The sequence below is a fragment of the Hungatella sp. SL.1.14 genome, assembly GCF_024460495.1.
GTDB classification, from domain to species: Bacteria; Bacillota; Clostridia; order Lachnospirales; family Lachnospiraceae; genus Hungatella; species Hungatella hathewayi.
Genome location: NZ_JANFYJ010000007.1, coordinates 22,376 through 41,631 on the forward strand (window position 1 = coordinate 22,376; position 19,256 = coordinate 41,631).

20 protein-coding genes are annotated in these 19,256 nt (G+C 49.5%); 19 read left to right on the forward strand and 1 reads right to left on the reverse strand.

Features of this window, described 5'->3' with window-relative positions; genetic code table 11:
* Positions 1-4 precede the first annotated feature (4 nt).
* A complete protein-coding gene (locus NE473_RS09355; RefSeq protein WP_006773417.1) occupies positions 5-1,159 on the forward strand; it encodes a cysteine desulfurase family protein in 1,155 nt (384 codons plus the stop codon).
* Positions 1,160-1,178: 19 nt separating this feature from the next.
* Complete coding sequence (thiI, locus tag NE473_RS09360; RefSeq protein ID WP_006773416.1) at positions 1,179-2,357, forward strand: tRNA uracil 4-sulfurtransferase ThiI; 1,179 nt, start codon at positions 1,179-1,181, stop codon at positions 2,355-2,357.
* Positions 2,358-2,519: 162 nt separating this feature from the next.
* On the opposite strand, the gene NE473_RS09365 is transcribed toward thiI, so the two are convergent.
* On the reverse strand, positions 2,520-2,753 hold the full coding sequence (locus NE473_RS09365) for an HPr family phosphocarrier protein (protein WP_002602483.1): 234 nt from the start codon (positions 2,751-2,753) through the stop codon (positions 2,520-2,522).
* A 150-nt stretch (positions 2,754-2,903) separates the two neighbouring features.
* Between NE473_RS09365 and mtaB the strand changes: the two genes are divergently transcribed.
* The 17 genes from mtaB to NE473_RS09445 all read left to right on the forward strand — a co-directional run bounded on the left by mtaB (position 2,904) and on the right by NE473_RS09445 (position 19,189).
* On the forward strand, positions 2,904-4,223 hold the full coding sequence (mtaB, locus tag NE473_RS09370) for a tRNA (N(6)-L-threonylcarbamoyladenosine(37)-C(2))-methylthiotransferase MtaB (protein ID WP_055651776.1): 1,320 nt from the start codon (positions 2,904-2,906) through the stop codon (positions 4,221-4,223).
* 82 nt (positions 4,224-4,305) lie between these two features.
* Complete coding sequence (locus NE473_RS09375) at positions 4,306-4,566, forward strand: IreB family regulatory phosphoprotein (RefSeq protein WP_002602485.1); 261 nt, start codon at positions 4,306-4,308, stop codon at positions 4,564-4,566.
* Positions 4,567-4,836: 270 nt separating this feature from the next.
* Positions 4,837-5,277, forward strand: coding sequence for a Holliday junction resolvase RuvX (ruvX, locus tag NE473_RS09380; protein WP_022031845.1), 441 nt, complete (start codon positions 4,837-4,839; stop codon positions 5,275-5,277).
* A gap of 7 nt (positions 5,278-5,284) precedes the next feature.
* Positions 5,285-5,566 carry a DUF1292 domain-containing protein gene (locus tag NE473_RS09385; RefSeq protein WP_006773410.1) on the forward strand — a complete coding sequence of 94 codons (282 nt, stop codon included), beginning with the start codon at positions 5,285-5,287 and terminating at the stop codon, positions 5,564-5,566.
* 17 nt (positions 5,567-5,583) lie between these two features.
* Complete coding sequence (locus NE473_RS09390; protein WP_022031846.1) at positions 5,584-6,051, forward strand: Fur family transcriptional regulator; 468 nt, start codon at positions 5,584-5,586, stop codon at positions 6,049-6,051.
* 20 nt (positions 6,052-6,071) lie between these two features.
* The gene (locus NE473_RS09395; protein ID WP_022031847.1) at positions 6,072-7,739 is read left to right on the forward strand and encodes a ribonuclease J; all 1,668 of its coding nucleotides are present in this window, start codon (positions 6,072-6,074) and stop codon (positions 7,737-7,739) included.
* A gap of 95 nt (positions 7,740-7,834) precedes the next feature.
* Positions 7,835-8,230, forward strand: coding sequence for an MltG/YceG/YrrL family protein (locus tag NE473_RS09400; protein WP_006773407.1), 396 nt, complete (start codon positions 7,835-7,837; stop codon positions 8,228-8,230).
* Positions 8,227-8,919, forward strand: a complete 693-nt coding sequence (locus NE473_RS09405) for an O-methyltransferase (protein WP_055651775.1) — start codon at positions 8,227-8,229, stop codon at positions 8,917-8,919. Before NE473_RS09400 ends, NE473_RS09405 begins: the two co-directional genes overlap by 4 nt.
* A 4-nt stretch (positions 8,920-8,923) precedes the next feature.
* Positions 8,924-10,159: a peptidase U32 family protein gene (locus NE473_RS09410; protein WP_055651774.1), complete on the forward strand. Its 1,236-nt coding sequence runs from the start codon at positions 8,924-8,926 to the stop codon at positions 10,157-10,159.
* Between the two features lie 257 nt (positions 10,160-10,416).
* Positions 10,417-11,241 (forward strand): YdcF family protein, encoded by an 825-nt coding sequence (locus NE473_RS09415; RefSeq protein ID WP_055651780.1) that lies wholly within the window; start codon positions 10,417-10,419, stop codon positions 11,239-11,241.
* A gap of 139 nt (positions 11,242-11,380) precedes the next feature.
* A complete protein-coding gene (locus NE473_RS09420) occupies positions 11,381-14,305 on the forward strand; it encodes an insulinase family protein (protein ID WP_055651773.1) in 2,925 nt (974 codons plus the stop codon).
* A gap of 26 nt (positions 14,306-14,331) precedes the next feature.
* Positions 14,332-15,237 carry a GTPase Era gene (era, locus tag NE473_RS09425; protein WP_055651772.1) on the forward strand — a complete coding sequence of 302 codons (906 nt, stop codon included), beginning with the start codon at positions 14,332-14,334 and terminating at the stop codon, positions 15,235-15,237.
* A gap of 15 nt (positions 15,238-15,252) precedes the next feature.
* Complete coding sequence (recO, locus tag NE473_RS09430) at positions 15,253-15,915, forward strand: DNA repair protein RecO (RefSeq protein WP_022031853.1); 663 nt, start codon at positions 15,253-15,255, stop codon at positions 15,913-15,915.
* A gap of 73 nt (positions 15,916-15,988) precedes the next feature.
* Positions 15,989-16,174 (forward strand): AlbA family DNA-binding domain-containing protein, encoded by a 186-nt coding sequence (locus NE473_RS32815; RefSeq protein ID WP_055651771.1) that lies wholly within the window; start codon positions 15,989-15,991, stop codon positions 16,172-16,174.
* Positions 16,171-17,028: an ATP-binding protein gene (locus tag NE473_RS09435; protein ID WP_341465629.1), complete on the forward strand. Its 858-nt coding sequence runs from the start codon at positions 16,171-16,173 to the stop codon at positions 17,026-17,028. Before NE473_RS32815 ends, NE473_RS09435 begins: the two co-directional genes overlap by 4 nt.
* A gap of 101 nt (positions 17,029-17,129) precedes the next feature.
* Entirely contained in the window at positions 17,130-17,756 is a 627-nt protein-coding gene (locus tag NE473_RS09440) for a hypothetical protein (RefSeq protein WP_055651769.1), read from the forward strand.
* A 44-nt stretch (positions 17,757-17,800) separates the two neighbouring features.
* On the forward strand, positions 17,801-19,189 hold the full coding sequence (locus NE473_RS09445; protein WP_022031855.1) for a glycine--tRNA ligase: 1,389 nt from the start codon (positions 17,801-17,803) through the stop codon (positions 19,187-19,189).
* Positions 19,190-19,256: the final 67 nt, after the last annotated feature.

Genomic DNA, 19,256 nt, shown 5'->3' on the forward strand with positions numbered 1-19,256 from the left:
TTATATGGACGTTTATTTTGATAATTCAGCGACGACAAAGGTGCTTGCGCCGGTGGCCGATCTTGTGATGAAGGTGATGACGGAGGACTATGGAAATCCGTCCGCAAAGCATGGTAAGGGAATGCGCGCGGAACAGTATATCAAAGAGGCTGCGGAAATCATTGCAGGTACATTAAAGGTGTCCCCGAAGGAGATTGTGTTTACCTCCGGCGGTTCGGAATCCAACAATATGGCGCTGATCGAGACGGCTATGGCCAATCGGCGGGCGGGAAACCATATTATCAGCACGGCGATTGAACACGCTTCCGTCTATAATCCGCTGGCCTATTTAGAAGAGCAGGGCTTTGAAGTGACGTATTTACCGGTGGATCATAACGGACATATCAGCCTGGAGGACTTAGAACGGGCTGTCCGCAGGGAGACCATTCTCGTATCCGTCATGTATGTGAACAACGAGATCGGAGCGGTGGAGCCGGTGGAGGAGATTGCGAAGCTCATCCATAAGATTAATCCGGCGATCCTCTTCCATGTGGATGCCATTCAGGCGTATGGAAAGTTCGTGATACGGCCGAAACGTCAGGGGATTGATCTGCTTTCCGTCAGCGGGCATAAAATCCACGCCCCCAAGGGCATTGGTTTTCTCTACGTGGACAGCCGGGTGAAGATAAAACCACTGATCTACGGAGGCGGACAGCAGCGGGGACTGCGCTCCGGAACGGAGAATGTCCCGGGAATAGCAGGACTCGGAGCGGCGGCCCGCGAGATGTATCGGGATCACAGCGAAAGGCTTAAGCGGATGTATGAGATCAAGGACTATATGATCAGCCGGCTGGGTGAAGTCGAGGGGACTACGGTCAACAGCCTTCCGGGAGACCAGTCCGCCCCCCAGATTGTGAGTGCCAGCTTTTCCGGGGTGAGAAGCGAGGTTTTGCTCCATGCGCTGGAGGAGAAGGGGATCTATGTTTCCTCCGGATCCGCGTGTTCCTCAAATCATCCGGCGGTCAGCGGGACTTTAAAGGGGATCGGAGTTAAGAAAGAGCTTCTGGATTCTACACTGAGGTTCAGCTTCGGCGTGTTTAACACGAAGGACGAGGTGGACTACTGTATTTCCGTGTTGCAGGAATTGTTGCCGGTACTTCGAAGGTATCAGAGAGGCTGAGGAAAAAGAAAGGATTACTATGCAGTATAAATCATTTTTGATAAAGTACGCCGAGATCGGCGTAAAAGGGAAAAATCGTTTTATGTTTGAGGACGCTCTGGTGACACAGATCCGCCACGCGTTAAAGGATATTGACGGAGATTTTATGGTGGTGAAGGAGTCAGGAAGAATCTATGCCACTGCGGAATCGGAGTATGATTTTGACGAGGCGGTTGAAGCGCTTAGACGCATCTTCGGCATTGCGGCCATCTGTCCTATGGTCCAGGTGGACGATTGTGGATATGAGGATTTAAAGAAACAGGTACTTGCCTACGTGGATGAGGCCTACGAGGATAAGAATTTTACATTTAAGGTCAATGCGAGACGGGGAAATAAAAAGTACCCGGTTAATTCCGATCAGATTAACAGAGATTTGGGCGAGGTGATCCTGGACACGTTTCCGGAGACAAGGGTGGATGTTCATCAGCCGGAGGTCATGCTCCATGTGGAGGTGAGAAACCGGATCAATATCTACTCAAAGGTCATTCCGGGGCCGGGCGGTATGCCGGTAGGCACGAATGGAAAGGCCATGCTGCTCTTAAGCGGCGGAATCGACAGCCCTGTGGCAGGTTATATGATCTCCAAACGCGGCGTGAAGATTGACGCCGTCTATTTCCATGCGCCGCCTTATACGAGTGAGCGTGCAAAGCAGAAAGTCGTTGATCTGGCGAAGCTGGTTTCTAAATATTCAGGCCCCATTCATCTGCATATCGTGAACTTTACCGATATCCAGCTCTACATCTATGACCAGTGTCCCCACGAGGAGCTGACGATCATCATGCGCCGCTATATGATGCGGATTGCGGAGCGTCTGGCTGCAGATGCGGGAGCACAGGCTTTAATCACGGGGGAGAGCATCGGACAGGTGGCATCCCAGACCATGCAGTCCCTGGCCGCCACAGACGCCGCGTGTACCATGCCGGTATTCCGTCCGGTAATCGGCTTCGACAAGCAGGAGATCGTGGATGTGGCTGAAAAGATCGGAACGTATGAGACTTCGGTTCTGCCGTTCGAAGACTGCTGTACGATCTTCGTTGCAAAGCATCCGGTGACGAAACCGAATTTGAAGATGATTGAGCGCTCGGAAGAGAAGCTGAAAGAAAAGATCGACGAGATGGTGGAGACGGCCATAAGTACGGTGGAAAAGGTGTGGTGCTGATCAGGAGTATTTTCCGGTCAAAAAAAGCTTCAACCGTTTTACACGATTGAAGCGATTTACCAGTTGATTTCACTTATACCCGATAGTTTTACAGCGTATGACGGTATCCTGACCGGATTGGACTACGGTTCGGTTTAAATTACAGACTGGTCAGGATCCGGATTAGTCAACGATGTATGGCTTTAAGATGTTTACGATCTCATCGACACTGCTCTCAGAATGAATGTTTAAGTCGATCGGTTTGGATAAGTCTAAACTGAAGATGCCCATAATGGATTTCGCATCAATTACGTATCTTCCAGATACCAGATCAAAATCGGTATCGAACTTGGTTAAGTCATTTACAAAAGATTTTACTTTGTCGATGGAGTTTAAAGATATACGAACTGTTTTCATGTGAAAAAACCTCCTTGAGATTGTTCTTTTTTTATCAGGGAATCCCCGCTTGTTCAAGTTCAATAGTACTGGCATATGGGGTAAAAGTCAATGGTAAATTTACATGAAAATAAAGATCACATACTGTTTATTTAGATAGGAGAAAACAAAATGAGAAAGGCAGCCCTGCATAACCTTGGATGCAAGGTGAATTCATATGAAACGGAGGCTATGCAGCAGCTTCTGGAAGAGGCGGGATATGAGATTGTTCCATTTGCCGAAGGCGCGGATGTGTATATCATCAACACGTGTTCCGTGACGAATATCGCGGACCGCAAATCGAGGCAGATGCTTCACCGGGCAAAGAAGATGAATCCGCAGGCCGTGGTTGTGGCGGCCGGCTGTTACGTACAGTCAGCGGGAGACGCACTTAAAATGGATGAGGCCGTGGATCTGGTCATTGGAAACAATAAGAAAACGGAACTGGTAAAGATCCTCGAAGAGTACTTTTCCCATGAAGGCCGTATCGAAGAAGAAACGGTGATTGATATCAGCGCCGCGAAGGAATACGAGGCTTTAACGATTCATAAAATCGCCGACCATACGAGAGCGTTTATTAAGGTTACGGACGGTTGCAACCAGTTCTGCAGCTACTGCATAATCCCCTATACGAGGGGGCGTGTGCGCTCCAGAAGGATGGAGGATGTGCGCGCGGAGGTGGAGCGTCTGGTGGCGGGTGGCTATAAGGAAATCGTGCTGACAGGAATCCATTTAAGCTCTTACGGTGTGGATTTCCGGGAGGAGGAGAGAAGGACACTTCTCGATCTGATTGTGTATCTGCATGAGGTGGAGGGACTTCTGCGAATCCGCCTGGGGTCTCTGGAGCCACGCATCATCACGAAGGAATTTGCGGAGGCGCTGGCGGTACTTCCCAAGGTCTGCCCGCATTTTCATCTGTCTCTGCAGAGCGGGTGCGACGCGACGCTGGCAAGGATGAACCGCCATTATACGACCGCAGATTATCTGGAGCGCTGTGATATCCTGAGAGCCGCCTTTGACAATCCGGCGATCACGACCGATGTCATCGTGGGATTTCCGGGGGAGACGGGCGAAGAATTTCAGACGACGGAAGCATTTTTACGGACGGTGCATTTTTATGAAATGCATGTATTCAAATACTCCAGACGGGAGGGAACCCGTGCGGCCGTCATGCCGGACCAGGTGCCTGAGCCGGTGAAGACGGAGCGGAGCGGTGTCCTGCTCTCTCTGGAAAAGATCATGTCCCTCGAATACCGGAAGCAGTTCCTGGGGAAGATGACAGAGGTGCTGATGGAGGAAGAATTCGAATGGGGCGGCCGCCGCTATATGATCGGCCATACAAAAGAGTACGTAAAGGCCGCAGTGCCGTTTGACGAAGGCTTAAAAGGAGCCATGGTCTGCGGAACCTTAACAGAGATGGTAAATGATGAAGTAATTCTTCTCACTCGGTAAAAACAGGAATTTTTATTTTTAGGTTGCCGAAACGGGATTTATGGTTTAGAATAGAGAAGAACAGTTAAAGGACGTGATAACAATGGGCGATATTCATAATACACAATTTTTTGGTTCAGTACAGGAAAACAAACTGGATGTAAGCCAGGTTCTGGAACAGGTTTATATTGCCCTCTCGGAGAAGGGGTATAATCCGGTCAATCAGATCGTGGGTTATATCATGTCTGGAGATCCTACTTATATAACCAGTCATAAGAACGCCAGAAGTCTCATCATGAAGGTAGAACGGGATGAGATCCTGGAGGAGCTTATGAGGGTTTATATTGATACGATGCTTAAGTAGTTTGCGTGGAAGTCATAGAATACCGATTGCCGGGTACAGGAATAATTTGACTGTCAGATGAAGGAACGAACGGACTCTGACAGTTGTTTTTGTATCACAGGAAAGAGGTTCAAAAGGTTTGACGATCAGTGGGAATTGCGTCCTGCTGTGATGAAATGACAACGTCCGGGGGGATTATGACTCTGCACCGGAATCATGACAGTCTGATCTGCCGTGTTCCGCTGTGTGAGCTTCACCCGCGGAACTCTTTATGATGTGGAGAAAATGAGAATGAGAATCATGGGCCTTGATTACGGTTCAAAGACTGTTGGCGTCGCCGTGTCCGACTCCCTTGGCTTGACTGCCCAGGCGCTGGAGACAATTACGAGAGAAGACGAGAACAAATTGAGAAAGACTTGCGCCCGAATTGAAGAATTGATTCGGGAATATGAGATTGAAACCATTGTTTTGGGTTATCCTAAGAATATGAACAATACTCTGGGAGACCGTGTGGAAAAGACAGAGAGCTTTAAAGCCATGCTGGAGAGAAGGACCGGACTGCCGGTCGTGCTCTGGGATGAGAGGCTTACAACCGTTCAGTCGGAACGGATCTTACAGGAGAGCGGAGTCAGACGGGAAAACCGGAAGGCGGTCATCGACAAAGTGGCGGCCGGACTGATTCTGCAGGGATATTTGGACAGTCTGCCGGGCGGCACGACCAGAGGAGAGTAAAGAAACGATGAACAGTGAAGAAAAGAAGATCACATTGGTGACAGACGACGGCGAGGCCGTGGATTTTTTTGTGTTGGAGGAGACCAGAATTAATGGTATGAATTATCTGCTGGTGACAGATGCGGCAGATGATGACGAAGAAGGAGAATGTTACATTCTGAAAGACTTATCGGAGAGCGGCGATGCGGATGCTCTTTACGAGTTTGTAGAGGATGATAACGAGATAGATTATTTATATAAGATATTTTCCGAACTGCTGGAAGACGCGGATGTGGATATTGAAAAGTGATTTTGAGGGACTCATATATGGATCAGGAAGTTTTTAAAGACATGCTTCGAAAAAAGGGACTCAAAGTGACGAATCAGCGCATGCTGGTACTGGAAATCATGGCGGAGCGCCCGGGTGAACATTTAACGGCGGAGGAGATCTATGACCTCGCGAAAAAGAAATGCCCGGAGATCGGACTGGCCACGATCTACAGGACTGTGCAGGTTCTGGTGGACTTATCGGTAATCGATAAGGTAAGCTTTGACGACGGTTTTGCCCGCTATGAATTAGGGGGCCTTGAAAGCGAGTCCAGACATCACCATCATCACGCAATATGCAGCCGCTGCGGCAGAGTATTTTCATTTGAAGGAGACCTCCTTGATACGCTGGAGCAGACCATATCCGACACCATGGGATTTAAGGTAACGGATCATGAGGTAAAGCTCTACGGGTACTGCAGGGATTGTCAGAAGATCATGGAAAAGGAAGAACAGGACGGAAAATAATAGAAAATGGAGGTAACAGATTGAAGAAACAGGACAGCAATGCAAAAATTAAGATCATTCCCCTTGGCGGAATGGAACAGATTGGTATGAATATTACCGCATTTGAATATGAGGACAGCATCATCGTGGTGGACTGCGGACTTGCTTTCCCCAGCGACGACATGCTGGGGATTGACTTAGTCATTCCGGACGTGACGTATTTAAAACAGAATATCGATAAGGTGAAGGGATTTGTCATCACCCACGGCCATGAGGACCATATCGGGGCTCTGCCGTATATTTTAAAAGAGGTCAACGTGCCTGTTTATGGAACGAAGCTGACCATTGCTCTGATCGAGAATAAGTTAAAAGAGCACAATTTATTAAAAAACACGAAGAGGAAAGTAATCAAGCACGGACAGTCCATCAACCTCGGCTGTTTCCGTATTGAATTCATAAAGACGAACCACAGTATTGCAGACGCCTCCGCACTGGCGATCTATTCACCGGCGGGCGTGATCTTACACACCGGCGACTTCAAGATCGACTACACGCCGGTATTCGGTGAGCCGGCCGATTTAGAGCGTTTTGCGGAGCTTGGAAAGAAGGGGGTACTGGCTCTGATGTGCGACAGCACCAACGCCATCCGCCCGGGATTTACTCCATCGGAAAAGACGGTGGGCAAGACCTTTGACAATATTTTTGCAGATCATAAGTTTAACCGTATCATCGTTGCATCTTTTGCCTCCAATGTGGACCGCGTGCAGCAGGTGATCAACTCGGCAGCCAAATACGGACGCAAGGTCGTGGTAGAGGGACGAAGCATGGTGAACGTCATCGGAACGGCCAGCGAACTGGGTTATATTGACATTCCGGAGGGAACCTTAATCGACATCGATCAGCTTAAGAATTATCCGGACGAGCAGACCGTGCTCATTACGACAGGAAGCCAGGGTGAATCCATGGCGGCTCTTTCCCGTATGGCGGGAAGCACCCACAAGAAGGTATCGATTAAGCCGACCGACGTGGTGGTTTTAAGTTCCACACCGATTCCGGGCAATGAGAAGGCCGTGTCCAAGGTTATCAATGAACTTGCCATGAAGGGCGCCGAAGTCATCAATCAGGATACGCACGTTTCCGGACATGCATGTCAGGAAGAGATCAAACTGATCTATGCGCTGGTGCGTCCGAAATATGCGATTCCGGTACATGGAGAGTACCGCCATCTGATGGCTCAGAAGAGTCTGGTACAGGCTATGGGAATTCCGAAGGACAACATCGTTATCATGTCCTCAGGGGATGTGGTGGAACTGGGACAGGAGTCCTGGGGCATCGTGGACCACGTCCAGTCAGGCGGAATCCTGGTAGACGGACTGGGGGTCGGCGACGTCGGCAATATCGTGCTGCGCGACAGACAGAACCTGGCTCAGAACGGTATTATCATCGTCGTGCTGACGCTGGAAAAATACAGCAACCAGTTGCTGGCAGGCCCGGACATCGTGTCCAGAGGCTTTGTATATGTGCGGGAATCAGAAGATTTAATGGAGGATGCAAGAGCGGTCGTAAACGACGCCGTGCAGGACTGCCTCGACCGTCATGTCAACGACTGGGGCAAGATTAAGAATATTATCCGTGACAGCTTAAGCGATTTCTTGTGGAAACGCATGAAACGGAATCCGATGATTCTGCCGATTATTATGGAAGTATAGGCAGACGGGAAGTACAGGCAGCAGCTGTACAGGCCGCACAAGAAACAGGATAAGCATCAAAGAATCAGGACTTTCGTGATGAAAGGGATGACAGTATGAGCCGTGCTACAAAAGAGATCAACAGAATAACGGGAGCCATCATCGGGATATCCGGAAGGCTGATTGTCTGCGCGCTGGTCGTGCTGCTTCTTTACGAGGGCGTGACAAAGGGCTATGAGTTTGGTCATGATATTTTCTATGCCACGTCAGTGGAAGCCGCGCCGGGCAGGGACAGGAGCATTACCGTGGAGGAGGGGACTTCCATCACGGATGCAGCAAAGCTCCTTAAGTCCTACGGGCTGATTACGAATGAATATTCATTTGTCATACAGGCCATCTTCTTCGACTATGAAGTGAATCCCGGGACGTATACCGTGAATACCTCTATGACCTCCAAGGAGATTCTTCAGATGATGAACGAAAATACCGGGGAAGAGGAAGAGAAAGAATGATTGTTAACGACAGAATTACGGACTACATCAATTCACTGGAGAGAAGCCGGGGCCCGCTCCTGACGGAGATCGCGTCGAAGGCCAGGAAGGAACGGGTCCCGGTTATACGAGAGGAAACCGCGTCTTTCTTAATCTCTCTGGTGGAGTCGAAGCGGCCGGCGGCTATATTAGAGGTTGGCACCGCAGTGGGCTATTCAACGCTTCTGATGGCGGGCGCCATGCCGGAGAACTGCCGTATTACAACGATTGAAAAATATGAAAAACGGATACCAGAAGCCCTTCGAAACTTTGAGAGAGCGGGGGAGAGTGACCGAATCACTCTTCTCGCCGGCGATGCCGGAGAAATCTTGAAGAAACTTACCGGTCCCTATGATTTTATCTTTATGGACGCGGCGAAGGGACAGTATCTTGTATGGCTTCCCGAAATCATGAGACTCATGGTTCCGGGAAGTATGCTTGTCTCGGACAATGTGCTGCAGGATGGAGATATTATTGAATCCCGCTACGCGGTGGAACGGCGGGACAGGACGATCCATGCGCGGATGAGGGAGTATTTATATGAACTGAAGCATACGGACCGTCTGGCTACGTCGATTATCCCCATCGGGGACGGCGTGGCTTTCAGTGTTTTAAAGGTGCCTGAGATTACTAATGTGTGCCCGTCATCAGCGGGAGAGAAAGAGATGTAAAAAGATGAGAAAGACAGAACTGCTCATTCCGGCTGGAAGCCTCGATGTACTGAAGACCGCAGTGATCTACGGTGCGGATGCAGTCTATATCGGCGGAGAAGCCTTCGGACTGAGAGCGAAAGCAAAGAATTTCACCAACAAAGAGATTCGAGAAGGAATCGCCTTTGCCCATGAACACGGTGTGAAGGTTTATATTACTGCCAATATCCTGGCCCATAACGATGATCTGCCGGGGGTGGAGGCGTATTTTGAGGAACTGAAGGAGATTGGACCGGATGCGCTGATTATCTCGGATCCGGGAGTGTTTGCCATTGCCAGGCGCGTACTTCCCGAGATGGAGATCCACATCAGCACTCAGGCGAATAATACGAATTACGGGACTTACCGGTTCTGGTACGAGCTGGGCGCCAAACGTGTGGTGACGGCCCGGGAGCTTTCCTTAAAGGAGATTAAGGAGATCAGGAATCAGATTCCGGAGGATATGGAGATCGAGAGCTTCATCCATGGCGCCATGTGCATCTCCTATTCGGGACGGTGCCTGCTGAGTAATTTCATGACGGGACGGGACGCCAATCAGGGAGCCTGTACCCATCCCTGCCGCTGGAAGTATTCCATCGTTGAGGAGAAGCGGCCGGGCGAGTATATGCCGGTTTATGAGAATGAGAGGGGCACTTTTATCTTTAATTCCAAGGATTTATGCATGGTCGACCACATTCCGGAGATGATTGAAGCCGGGATCGACAGCTTTAAGATCGAGGGGCGCATGAAGACGGCGCTCTATGTGGCGACAGTGGCCCGTGCCTACCGGAAGGCCATAGACGATTATTTAAAAGATCCGAAGCTGTATGAAGCCAATTTAGCCTGGTACCGGGAGGAGATTGCCAAGTGTGTCAACCGGGAATTTACGACAGGCTTTTACTTTGGAAAGCCGGATGCGTCCGCTCAGATTTATGAAAACAGTACGTATGTAAAGGATTATACGTATCTGGGGACGGTGGCGTCTGTGGATGGCCGCGGATACGCGAGGATCGAGCAGAAGAATAAATTCTCGGTGGGAGAGACTATCGAGGTGATGAAGCCGGATGGAAGGAATCTGGAGGCTGTCGTTTCTGCCATTTACGATGAGGAGGGAAACCCGCAGGAGAGCGCCCCCCATGCACGGCAGATGGTCGATGTGGATTTGGGGATTGAGATGGAGGAGTACGATATTCTGCGGAGATGTGAGAGTGGAGTACAGTAGGTAGTTGAAAGCAGAATAAAGCCGGGGCTGCCGGGAATATTCATTCCCTGGCAGTGATAAGCCGCCAGATCTGATCCGCGATCTGGCGGCTTCCTTTATGGCGGCTGCCCTCGTACCCCTCTGTGTACTCTTCCAATGCGTCATACTTCTGCTTTTTCTTGTAGAAAATCTTCGATTATGGTATACTATGAGAACTTACTGAGGTATCTCACGAACTTATCGGAGTCTGAACTCTGATGGAAGCGGAGGTTTTAATCATGACATGGATCTTATGGCTTTTGGCAGCAGCCTGTGTCATATACTATGTAGTTATCGTCATTTATTCGGGTTTTACCACTTCATTTTCCTTTATCTGGATGGTATTTGCAGCCGCCTGCCTGTTTCTGGCATTGGGCTGGGAATATTATATGAAGCATAAGGACCGGGTGCCGCTCTGGCTGCCGGTGTCGGTTATCACATTCTGCTGTACGGGAATTCTGGTGTTTTCCATGGTGGAGATCCTGATTTTTACAGGAGTGGCCAGCCGGGATGCGTCGAATCTCGATTATCTTATCGTGCTGGGAGCCAGAGTAAAAGAAGACGGGCTCAGCAAATCGCTGAAGAGCCGGCTCGACAAAGCGATCGATTATCTGGAGGAAAATCCGGGAACCGTGCTTGTGCTTTCAGGCGGACAGGGAGAGGATGAGCCGGTCAGCGAAGCGGCTGCGATGCGGGACTATCTCGTGTTTAACGGTGTGAGCGAGCGGCAGCTGATCCTGGAGACCCGTTCTTTCAGTACGGTGGAGAACATTGCCTACAGCAGGATTGCGATCGAGGAAGATCAGGCGGAGCGCAAAGCGCGTCATGCCAGGACCGACATCATCATGGAGCCCGGAACTTACGAAGAAATTTCGGATAAACCCATAAGAATCGGAGTTCTGACCAGTGACTTCCATGTGTTCCGGGCAGAACAGATCGCGAAGAAATGGGGGATTCCGGATATCTATGGAATTTCCAGCGAATCAGATCCTGTGCTGCTGGTCCATTTCTGTGTTCGGGAATGCGCTGCGATTTTAAAAGATAAACTGGTCGGCAATATGTAGAACCGAACCATTGGCGGTATGCTGTATGAGACTGGAAAAAAGCGGAATTCTGTTCTTCTTTTCTGCATGATAATGAAAACACCGGAGAATGGGCAAGATGGTAATAAAGAGAAAATGTTAAGGAAGGAATATAGAATATATGAGACAGTTAGAGAATTTGACAGCCTATGAGGTTGTGGAAGAAAAACAGCTGGATGAGATGAATGCCACGGGAACCGTGCTGCGCCATAAAAAAAGCGGAGCGCGGATTTTTGCTGTGTCCTGTGAGGATGAGAATAAGGTGTTTTCCATAGGATTCCGTACACCGCCGGAGGACAGTACCGGAGTTGCGCATATTCTGGAACACAGTACTTTGTGCGGCTCCGGTAAGTTCCCGGTGAAGGACCCGTTTGTAGAGCTGGTAAAGGGTTCCTTAAATACCTTTTTGAATGCCATGACGTATCCGGATAAGACGGTATACCCCGTGGCCAGCTGCAATGAAAAGGATTTCCAGAATCTGATGGATGTCTATATGGATGCTGTGTTCAATCCCAACATTTATAAGGAACCGAAGATTTTCATGCAGGAGGGGTGGCACTATGAGCTGGAGAGCCCGGAGGCGGATTTAATCTACAACGGCGTCGTCTATAATGAGATGAAGGGCGCGTTTTCCTCCCCGGAGGAGGTACTGGACCGCTATACGAGAAAAGTTCTGTTCCCGGATAACTGCTACGGGCAGGAATCCGGCGGTGATCCGGCCTTTATTCCGGACCTGACATACGATCAGTTTTTGAATTTTCACAGGAGATATTACCACCCATCCAACAGCTACATCTATCTGTACGGCGATATGGATATGGCGGAAAAGCTGGAATGGCTGGATGACCAGTATCTCTCGAAATACGATACCCTGGAGATCGATTCCAGGATTCTGCCGCAGGAGCCCTTTGACCGGCCGGTGGAGGAAGAGACCCATTATTCCATCACGGACGGGGAGTCCGAGGAGCAGGCTACCTATCTTTCCATCAATACCGTGGTCGGAGATGATTTAGACCCGCATCTGTATGTGGCGTTCCAGGTCCTGGAGTACACCCTTTTGGACGCTCCGGGAGCACCGCTTAAACAGGCGCTCATCGACGCGGGAATCGGACAGGACATACTTGGCGGATATCAGAATGGAATTCTTCAGCCTTATTTTTCCGTGATTGCGAAGAACGCGGATAAGGAGCAGAAGGGAGAGTTTCTTGCCGTAGTAAAGGGAACGCTCCGCAAGCTGGCGGATGAGGGAATCAATAAGAAGAGTTTAAAGGCTGGTCTGAATTTCTATGAATTCCGTTACCGTGAGGCGGATTACGGTTCTGCGCCTAAGGGGCTGATGTACGGTCTTCAATGCATGGACAGCTGGCTTTACGACGGAGACCCCACGGTGCATCTGACCTATCAGAAGACCTTTGATTATCTGAAGCAGGCAGTGGATGAGGGGTATTTTGAGCGGCTGATCCGTGACTATCTGCTGGATAATCCGTTTGAGGCAGTTCTGGTGGTCAGTCCGGAGAAGAATCTGACCGCAAAGGAAGATGAGAAGACTGCCAGACGGCTGGCCGCCTATAAGGCCTCGCTTTCGAACGAGGAGATCGCTGCTCTCGTGGAGCAGACCAGGGCGCTTCGCGAGTATCAGGAGACGCCATCCCCTCAGGAGGAATTGAAAAAGATCCCCATGCTTTCCAGGGAAGACATCGGCAGGGAGCCGGAAGCGATTATCTGGGAAGAAAAAGAGGTCGAAGGCGTGAAGGTGATTCACCATAAGATGTTTACCTCCGGTATTGGCTATTTGAAACTGTTGTTTGATACCTCCCGGGTTCCGGAAGAAGATTTGTGTTACGTCGGTCTGTTAAAATCCGTGCTGGGATTTGTAGATACGGAGCATTATACGTATGGTGATCTGACGAGTGAGATCCATTTAAACAGCGGAGGCATCAACCTCAGTGTCACGTCTTATCCGAATTTAAAGGACGGCGCTGATTTTAAAGGCGTTTTTATCGCCAGCGTCAGAGTTCTGTACGATAAACTGGACTTCGGCTTCTCCATTCTCGGTGAGATACTGAAGAATTCCATTCTGGATGACGAGAAGCGGCTGGGAGAGGTGATCAGTGAGACAAGGTCGAGAGGCAGGATGAAGCTGGAGGGAGCATGCCATTCAGCGGCGGTAGCCAGAGCTACATCCTATTTCTCTCCGACATCCTATTATAACGATCGCACAGGCGGAATCGGGTATTACCAGTTTCTGGAGCAGCTGGACAGGGAGTATCCGGAGCATAAGAAGGAGATTATCGCCAGGTTAAAACAGGTGATGGCGCGTCTTTTTACCGTGAAAAATCTGCTGGTCAGTTATACGGCCGATGAGGAGGGCTTCCGGCTGCTTCCCGCGGCACTCCGGAGCCTGAAGGAAATGCTTCCTGAAGGCAGTGAGGAGACGTATCCCTTTACGTTTCCGGCCGGCAACCGGAATGAAGGCTTTAAGACGGCCTCCCAGGTTAATTACGTGGCCAGGTGCGGAACCTTTGCAGGAAGCGGATACGCCTATACGGGCGCACTGCGCATATTAAAGGTTATTTTAAGCTATGATTACCTGTGGATTAATTTGAGGGTAAAGGGAGGTGCCTACGGCTGTATGAGCGGCTTCGGGCGCTCCGGAGAAGGATATTTAACCTCTTACCGCGATCCAAACTTAAAGGAGACGAATGAAATCTACGAGGGGATTGTGGAATATCTGGAGCATTTCGATGTGGATGACCGTGATATGACAAAGTATGTCATCGGCACCATCAGCGATATGGATGTGCCGTACCCGCCTTCCACGAAGGGAAGCCGCGGTCTGTCCGCATACCTTTCCGGTGTGGATGAAGCCATGATGCAGCAGGAGAGAGATGAGATCTTAAATGCCACGAAGGAGGATATCCGGGCGCTGGCACCGATTGTTAAGGCGGTTCTTGCCACTGGAAGCTTATGCGTGATCGGCAACGAGGAAAAGATAGAGGCAAATAAGGAGCTGTTCCATGAGACGGAGACCCTGTTCCACTCATAATAAAAACCAACTACGAAGGAGAATCAATGGATAATAATTATAAATCAGGATTTGTAACGCTGATCGGACGGCCCAATGTGGGGAAATCCACGCTGATGAACCATTTGATCGGTCAGAAGATCGCCATCACGTCAGATAAGCCCCAGACTACCAGAAACCGTATCCAGACCGTCTATACGGACGAGAGGGGACAGATTATCTTTCTGGATACTCCGGGGATCCACAAAGCCAAAAACAAGCTGGGAGAGTATATGGTGAGCGTGGCGGAGCATACCCTGAAAGAAGTGGATGTGGTGCTCTGGCTGGTGGAGCCGACCACATTTATCGGAGCGGGAGAACGCCATATCGCGGAGCAGCTGCAGAATGTGAAGACTCCGGTGATCCTGGTCATCAACAAGATCGACACCATAAAGAATCAGGATGAGATTCTGGAATTTATCGCTGCATACAAGGATGTGTGCAGCTTTGCCGAGATCGTTCCGGTGTCGGCGCTGAAGGATAAAAATACGGATCTGATGCTGGATTTGATCTATAAGTATCTGCCCTGCGGTCCTCAGTATTACGATGAGGACACTGTCACGGATCAGCCCATGCGTCAGATTGCGGCGGAACTTATCCGCGAAAAAGCGCTGAGACTGCTGAGTGATGAGATCCCTCACGGCATTGCCGTTACCATCGAGAAGATGACCGAGCGGAAAAACGGTATGATGGATATTGAGGCCACAATTGTATGTGAGCGGGACTCCCACAAGGGAATTATCATCGGCAAGGGCGGCGCCATGTTAAAGAGAATCGGCAGTGCGGCCCGCCGGGAGATCGAGGATCTGATGGACACTCAGGTGAATTTGCAGATCTGGGTCAAGGTCCGGAAGGAATGGCGTGACAGCGAGCTGTATATGAAAAACTACGGATACAATGAGAAAGAAATTTAGGAGCGGGTGATAGAATTGAGAGAGGCTGTCAGGCTTACCGGCATGGTGTTAAAGGCCGTTCCATCCGGGGAGATGGATAAACGTCTGGTGATCCTTACGAAGGAACGCGGAAAAGTTACGGCATTTGCCAGGGGCGCCAGAAGGCCGGGCAGTATGCTTATGGCCTGCGGCCGTCCCTTTGCCTTCGGGCAGTTTACGCTGTACGAAGGACGGGATGCCTATTCCCTGCAGTCTGCGGAAATCTCCAATTACTTTGACGAGCTATCCACGGATGTGGAGGGAACGTGCTATGGCTCCTATTTCCTGGAGTTTTCAGACTATTATACCAGGGAAAATATGGACGGCACGGCCATGCTGAAGCTGTTATACCAGTCAGTGAGAGCCCTGATGAAACCTGCGGTGCCCAATGAACTGGTCCGGCGTGTGTACGAGCTGAAGGCGATGGCCATCAACGGGGAGTATACGGAAAAGCCTCCCAGGGAAGTCAGCGATTCGGCCAATTACGCATGGGAATTCGTCGTGCTGTCGCCGGTCGAGCATCTGTATACCTTTGCACTGACCGATGCTGTGTTCGAAGAGTTCGGGCGGTGCGTGGAGATCAATAAGAAGCGGTTTATCGACCGGGAGTTTCACTCGCTCGATATTCTGGAGGCGATGACGGGGCGGCGGCCTCTGTGAGAAAGGCGGCCGGTGTTATAAGTATGGCCGTGAGTTTCTGCTGAGCTTTTTCTTTGAGTCAGGGGGAATAGGAGTGAATATAAAAAAACTGATCGGTGAGACAAATGCTTATGATAAAAAGCAGGCATTAGAGGAACGCCGGCCTAAAAGCTGGTGTAAAAGTGTAAGTGCATTTGCAAATGGGAATGGCGGCAGGCTGATTTTCGGTGTGGCAGACGATGACAGTATTACGGGATTGTGTCGGAAGATGGAAAATTGACAAATGCAGGGGCATTGCTGGCAGATGAATCCCCTATTAGACATTCTCGTTTATTTTGTACGAGATGGAATGGATTAGATAAAGCGGCAGGAACGATGGATGCGCTGGATGATAAGGAATTTTCAGGAAGTCTGGTGGTGCTGTTGGAAAATGGATTGGATTTTGTAAGAACGAATTCAAAAGTGAAGTGGCAAAAGGCCGGTGAAGAAAGGATCGAATTGCCGGATTATCCGAAAAGAAGTGTTTTAGAGGGGCTGGTAAATGCATTAATTCATCGTCAATATCTGGATTTGGGAAGTGAGGTACACATTGATCTGTTTGATGACAGACTGGAAGTTTACTCGCCGGGAGGAATGTGTGACGGATCACTTGTACAGGAGCAGGATATTGATAAAGTTCCATCCAAACGCAGAAATCCGGTTATTGCAGATATATTTAACCGTTTGAAATATATGGAAAGAAGAGGGAGCGGATTTAAGAAAATTCAAAGCGTCTATCAATCACAATATTTGTATACAGATGAAATGCGGCCTCAGTTTTACTCAGATAAAGACACTTTTATCCTGACACTGAAGAACCTTAACTATAAAAAAGGAGCCGAAAAAGGAGCCGAAAAAGGAGCCGAAAAAAAGCAGTTTCATAAGATGGAGGAAAGAAGAGAAAAAATACTGTTATTGATAAAACAAAATCCCCATATAACACAGGGAGAAATCATGGAAAATCTGAATTTGTCCAGAAAACAGGTTCAGAGTCTTATGAGAATATTAAACAATCAGGGACAGATCCGCCGGGTCGGCTCAAATAGAAATGGTTATTGGGAAGTTTTTCGCGAAGGCAGGGGCTGTAAACAGTAATAAATGCAGCGAAAAAACTTCGGAGGATCTATAAAGTATTGAAATGACGGAATGCATTTGGTATAATGCTTTCATATGCGCCAATTGCAGGAGGATGATGAATGAAAAAAATGAAAGCGGTCCTGGCGGTTCTCATCACAGCGGGATTACTTGCCGGATGTGCCGGAAGAGGGGGAACAAGTACCTTCGAGCCGAAGAGCAGCGGCATATTCGTGACGGATGCGGGAACATTTTCGACGGCTACCGTCGAGACATACGACAACCAGGATTATTATAATGAAGAGGAATGGAAGACCTTCCTTGAGGAAAATGTGGCTTCCTATAATGCGGAACACGGAGAGGGAGCGGTTACCCTGCAGTCATGCAGCTTAAAGGAGGGTACAGCCAGCATGATCTTTGATTATGCGACAGGAAGCGATCTGGCCCAGTTTACCGCACTTTATGAGGACACTGCCAATTCAGTGAACTCCATCGATATCATTCCTGTGGCCCAGGCCCTGGAAGAAGCTGGAACTGCCGGAACGATCTTTATCAAGACGGCAGACGGCAAGACGGCATCTACGGATGAGATTGCGAAGAAGACCGATTACCACGTGGTCGCCGTGGATGGAGGACCAGTCAAGATTCAGACAGAAGGAAAGATTATGTATACTTCCGATGGAGTGAAATTAAACAGCAGCTTCATAGCAGAGATCCCGGAAGGAAAGAATTACATCATATTCAAATAAAGTATCCGGATGCGGATGGAATAAAAGAAGAGAGGTTTGAGGACATGGAAAAGACAATGGAGAAAATTGTAGCGCTGGCAAAGTCGAGAGGATTCGTTTATCCGGGTTCTGAGATTTACGGCGGCCTTGCGAATACCTGGGATTACGGTAACTTGGGTGTGGAACTGAAGAACAATGTAAAGAAGGCCTGGTGGCAGAAATTTGTACAGGAAAGCCCCTACAACGTGGGTGTGGACTGCGCCATCTTAATGAATTCACAGACCTGGGTGGCTTCCGGCCATTTAGGCGGCTTCTCTGATCCGCTCATGGACTGCAAGGCCTGTAAGGAGCGTTTCCGTGCAGATAAGCTGATTGAGGATTACATGGCCGAGCATGGCATCACGATCGAAGGCTCCGTAGACGCCTGGTCTCAGGAGGAGATGAAAAAGTATATCGATGACAACAACATCTGCTGTCCCAGCTGCGGCAAGCATGATTTCACCGATATCCGCCAGTTCAATTTAATGTTCAAGACCTTCCAGGGCGTGACGGAGGATGCGAAGAACACCGTATACTTAAGGCCTGAGACTGCGCAGGGAATCTTTGTAAACTTTAAGAATGTGCAGAGAACCTCCAGAAAGAAAATCCCGTTCGGCATCGGACAGATCGGTAAATCCTTCCGTAACGAGATTACACCTGGCAACTTTACATTCCGTACCAGAGAGTTTGAGCAGATGGAGCTGGAATTCTTCTGCGAGCCGGGTACCGACTTAGAGTGGTTCTCCTACTGGAAACAGTTCTGTATCGACTGGCTGAAGGCGCTTGGTATGAAGGAAGATGAGATGCGCGCCCGCGACCATGCTCCGGAGGAACTCTGCTTCTACAGCAAGGCTACCACAGACATCGAGTTTTTATTTCCGTTTGGCTGGGGAGAACTCTGGGGTGTTGCGGACAGAACGGATTACGACCTGACGCAGCATCAGAACACATCCGGTCAGGACATGTCGTATTTTGATGATGAAAAGAAAGAAAAATATATTCCGTATGTAATCGAGCCGTCTCTCGGCGCCGACCGTGTGACACTGGCGTTCTTATGTTCCGCATACGATGAGGAAGAGATTGGGGAGGGAGATGTCCGTACGGTTCTCCATTTCCATCCGGCGATTGCACCGGTGAAGATCGGCGTACTTCCGCTTTCCAAGAAGTTAAACGAGGGTGCTGAGAAGATTTACACGGAGCTTTCCAGGTATTATAACTGTGAATTTGACGACAGGGGCAACATCGGCAAGCGTTACAGAAGACAGGATGAGATCGGAACGCCATTCTGCGTAACGTACGATTTTGATTCTGAAGAAGACCATGCAGTTACGGTCCGTGACCGCGACACCATGGAGCAGGTGAGAGTTCCGATCGCCGAACTGAAGAATTACTTTGAGGATAAATTCCGTTTTTAGGACGGAACCATCCTTGTGACTGAGCCGGGCCGACCGTCTCCGGATAAGAATACAGATCCGGGGCGGC

Excerpts from the sequence above, each read along its gene's own strand:
- NE473_RS09390 (WP_022031846.1), top strand. The coding sequence starts at position 5,584 with ATGGATCAGGAAGTTTTTAAAGACATGCTTCGAAAAAAGGGACTCAAA.
- NE473_RS09375 (WP_002602485.1), top strand. The coding sequence starts at position 4,306 with ATGGGCGATATTCATAATACACAATTTTTTGGTTCAGTACAGGAAAAC.
- era (WP_055651772.1), top strand. The coding sequence starts at position 14,332 with ATGGATAATAATTATAAATCAGGATTTGTAACGCTGATCGGACGGCCC.
- NE473_RS09405 (WP_055651775.1), top strand. The coding sequence starts at position 8,227 with ATGATTGTTAACGACAGAATTACGGACTACATCAATTCACTGGAGAGA.
- thiI (WP_006773416.1), top strand. The coding sequence starts at position 1,179 with ATGCAGTATAAATCATTTTTGATAAAGTACGCCGAGATCGGCGTAAAA.
- NE473_RS09365 (WP_002602483.1), bottom strand. The coding sequence starts at position 2,753 with ATGAAAACAGTTCGTATATCTTTAAACTCCATCGACAAAGTAAAATCT.
- NE473_RS09415 (WP_055651780.1), top strand. The coding sequence starts at position 10,417 with ATGACATGGATCTTATGGCTTTTGGCAGCAGCCTGTGTCATATACTAT.
- NE473_RS09385 (WP_006773410.1), top strand. The coding sequence starts at position 5,285 with ATGAACAGTGAAGAAAAGAAGATCACATTGGTGACAGACGACGGCGAG.
- ruvX (WP_022031845.1), top strand. The coding sequence starts at position 4,837 with ATGAGAATCATGGGCCTTGATTACGGTTCAAAGACTGTTGGCGTCGCC.
- NE473_RS09420 (WP_055651773.1), top strand. The coding sequence starts at position 11,381 with ATGAGACAGTTAGAGAATTTGACAGCCTATGAGGTTGTGGAAGAAAAA.
- mtaB (WP_055651776.1), top strand. The coding sequence starts at position 2,904 with ATGAGAAAGGCAGCCCTGCATAACCTTGGATGCAAGGTGAATTCATAT.
- NE473_RS09400 (WP_006773407.1), top strand. The coding sequence starts at position 7,835 with ATGAGCCGTGCTACAAAAGAGATCAACAGAATAACGGGAGCCATCATC.
- NE473_RS09445 (WP_022031855.1), top strand. The coding sequence starts at position 17,801 with ATGGAAAAGACAATGGAGAAAATTGTAGCGCTGGCAAAGTCGAGAGGA.
- NE473_RS09440 (WP_055651769.1), top strand. The coding sequence starts at position 17,130 with ATGAAAAAAATGAAAGCGGTCCTGGCGGTTCTCATCACAGCGGGATTA.
- NE473_RS09355 (WP_006773417.1), top strand. The coding sequence starts at position 5 with ATGGACGTTTATTTTGATAATTCAGCGACGACAAAGGTGCTTGCGCCG.
- NE473_RS09410 (WP_055651774.1), top strand. The coding sequence starts at position 8,924 with ATGAGAAAGACAGAACTGCTCATTCCGGCTGGAAGCCTCGATGTACTG.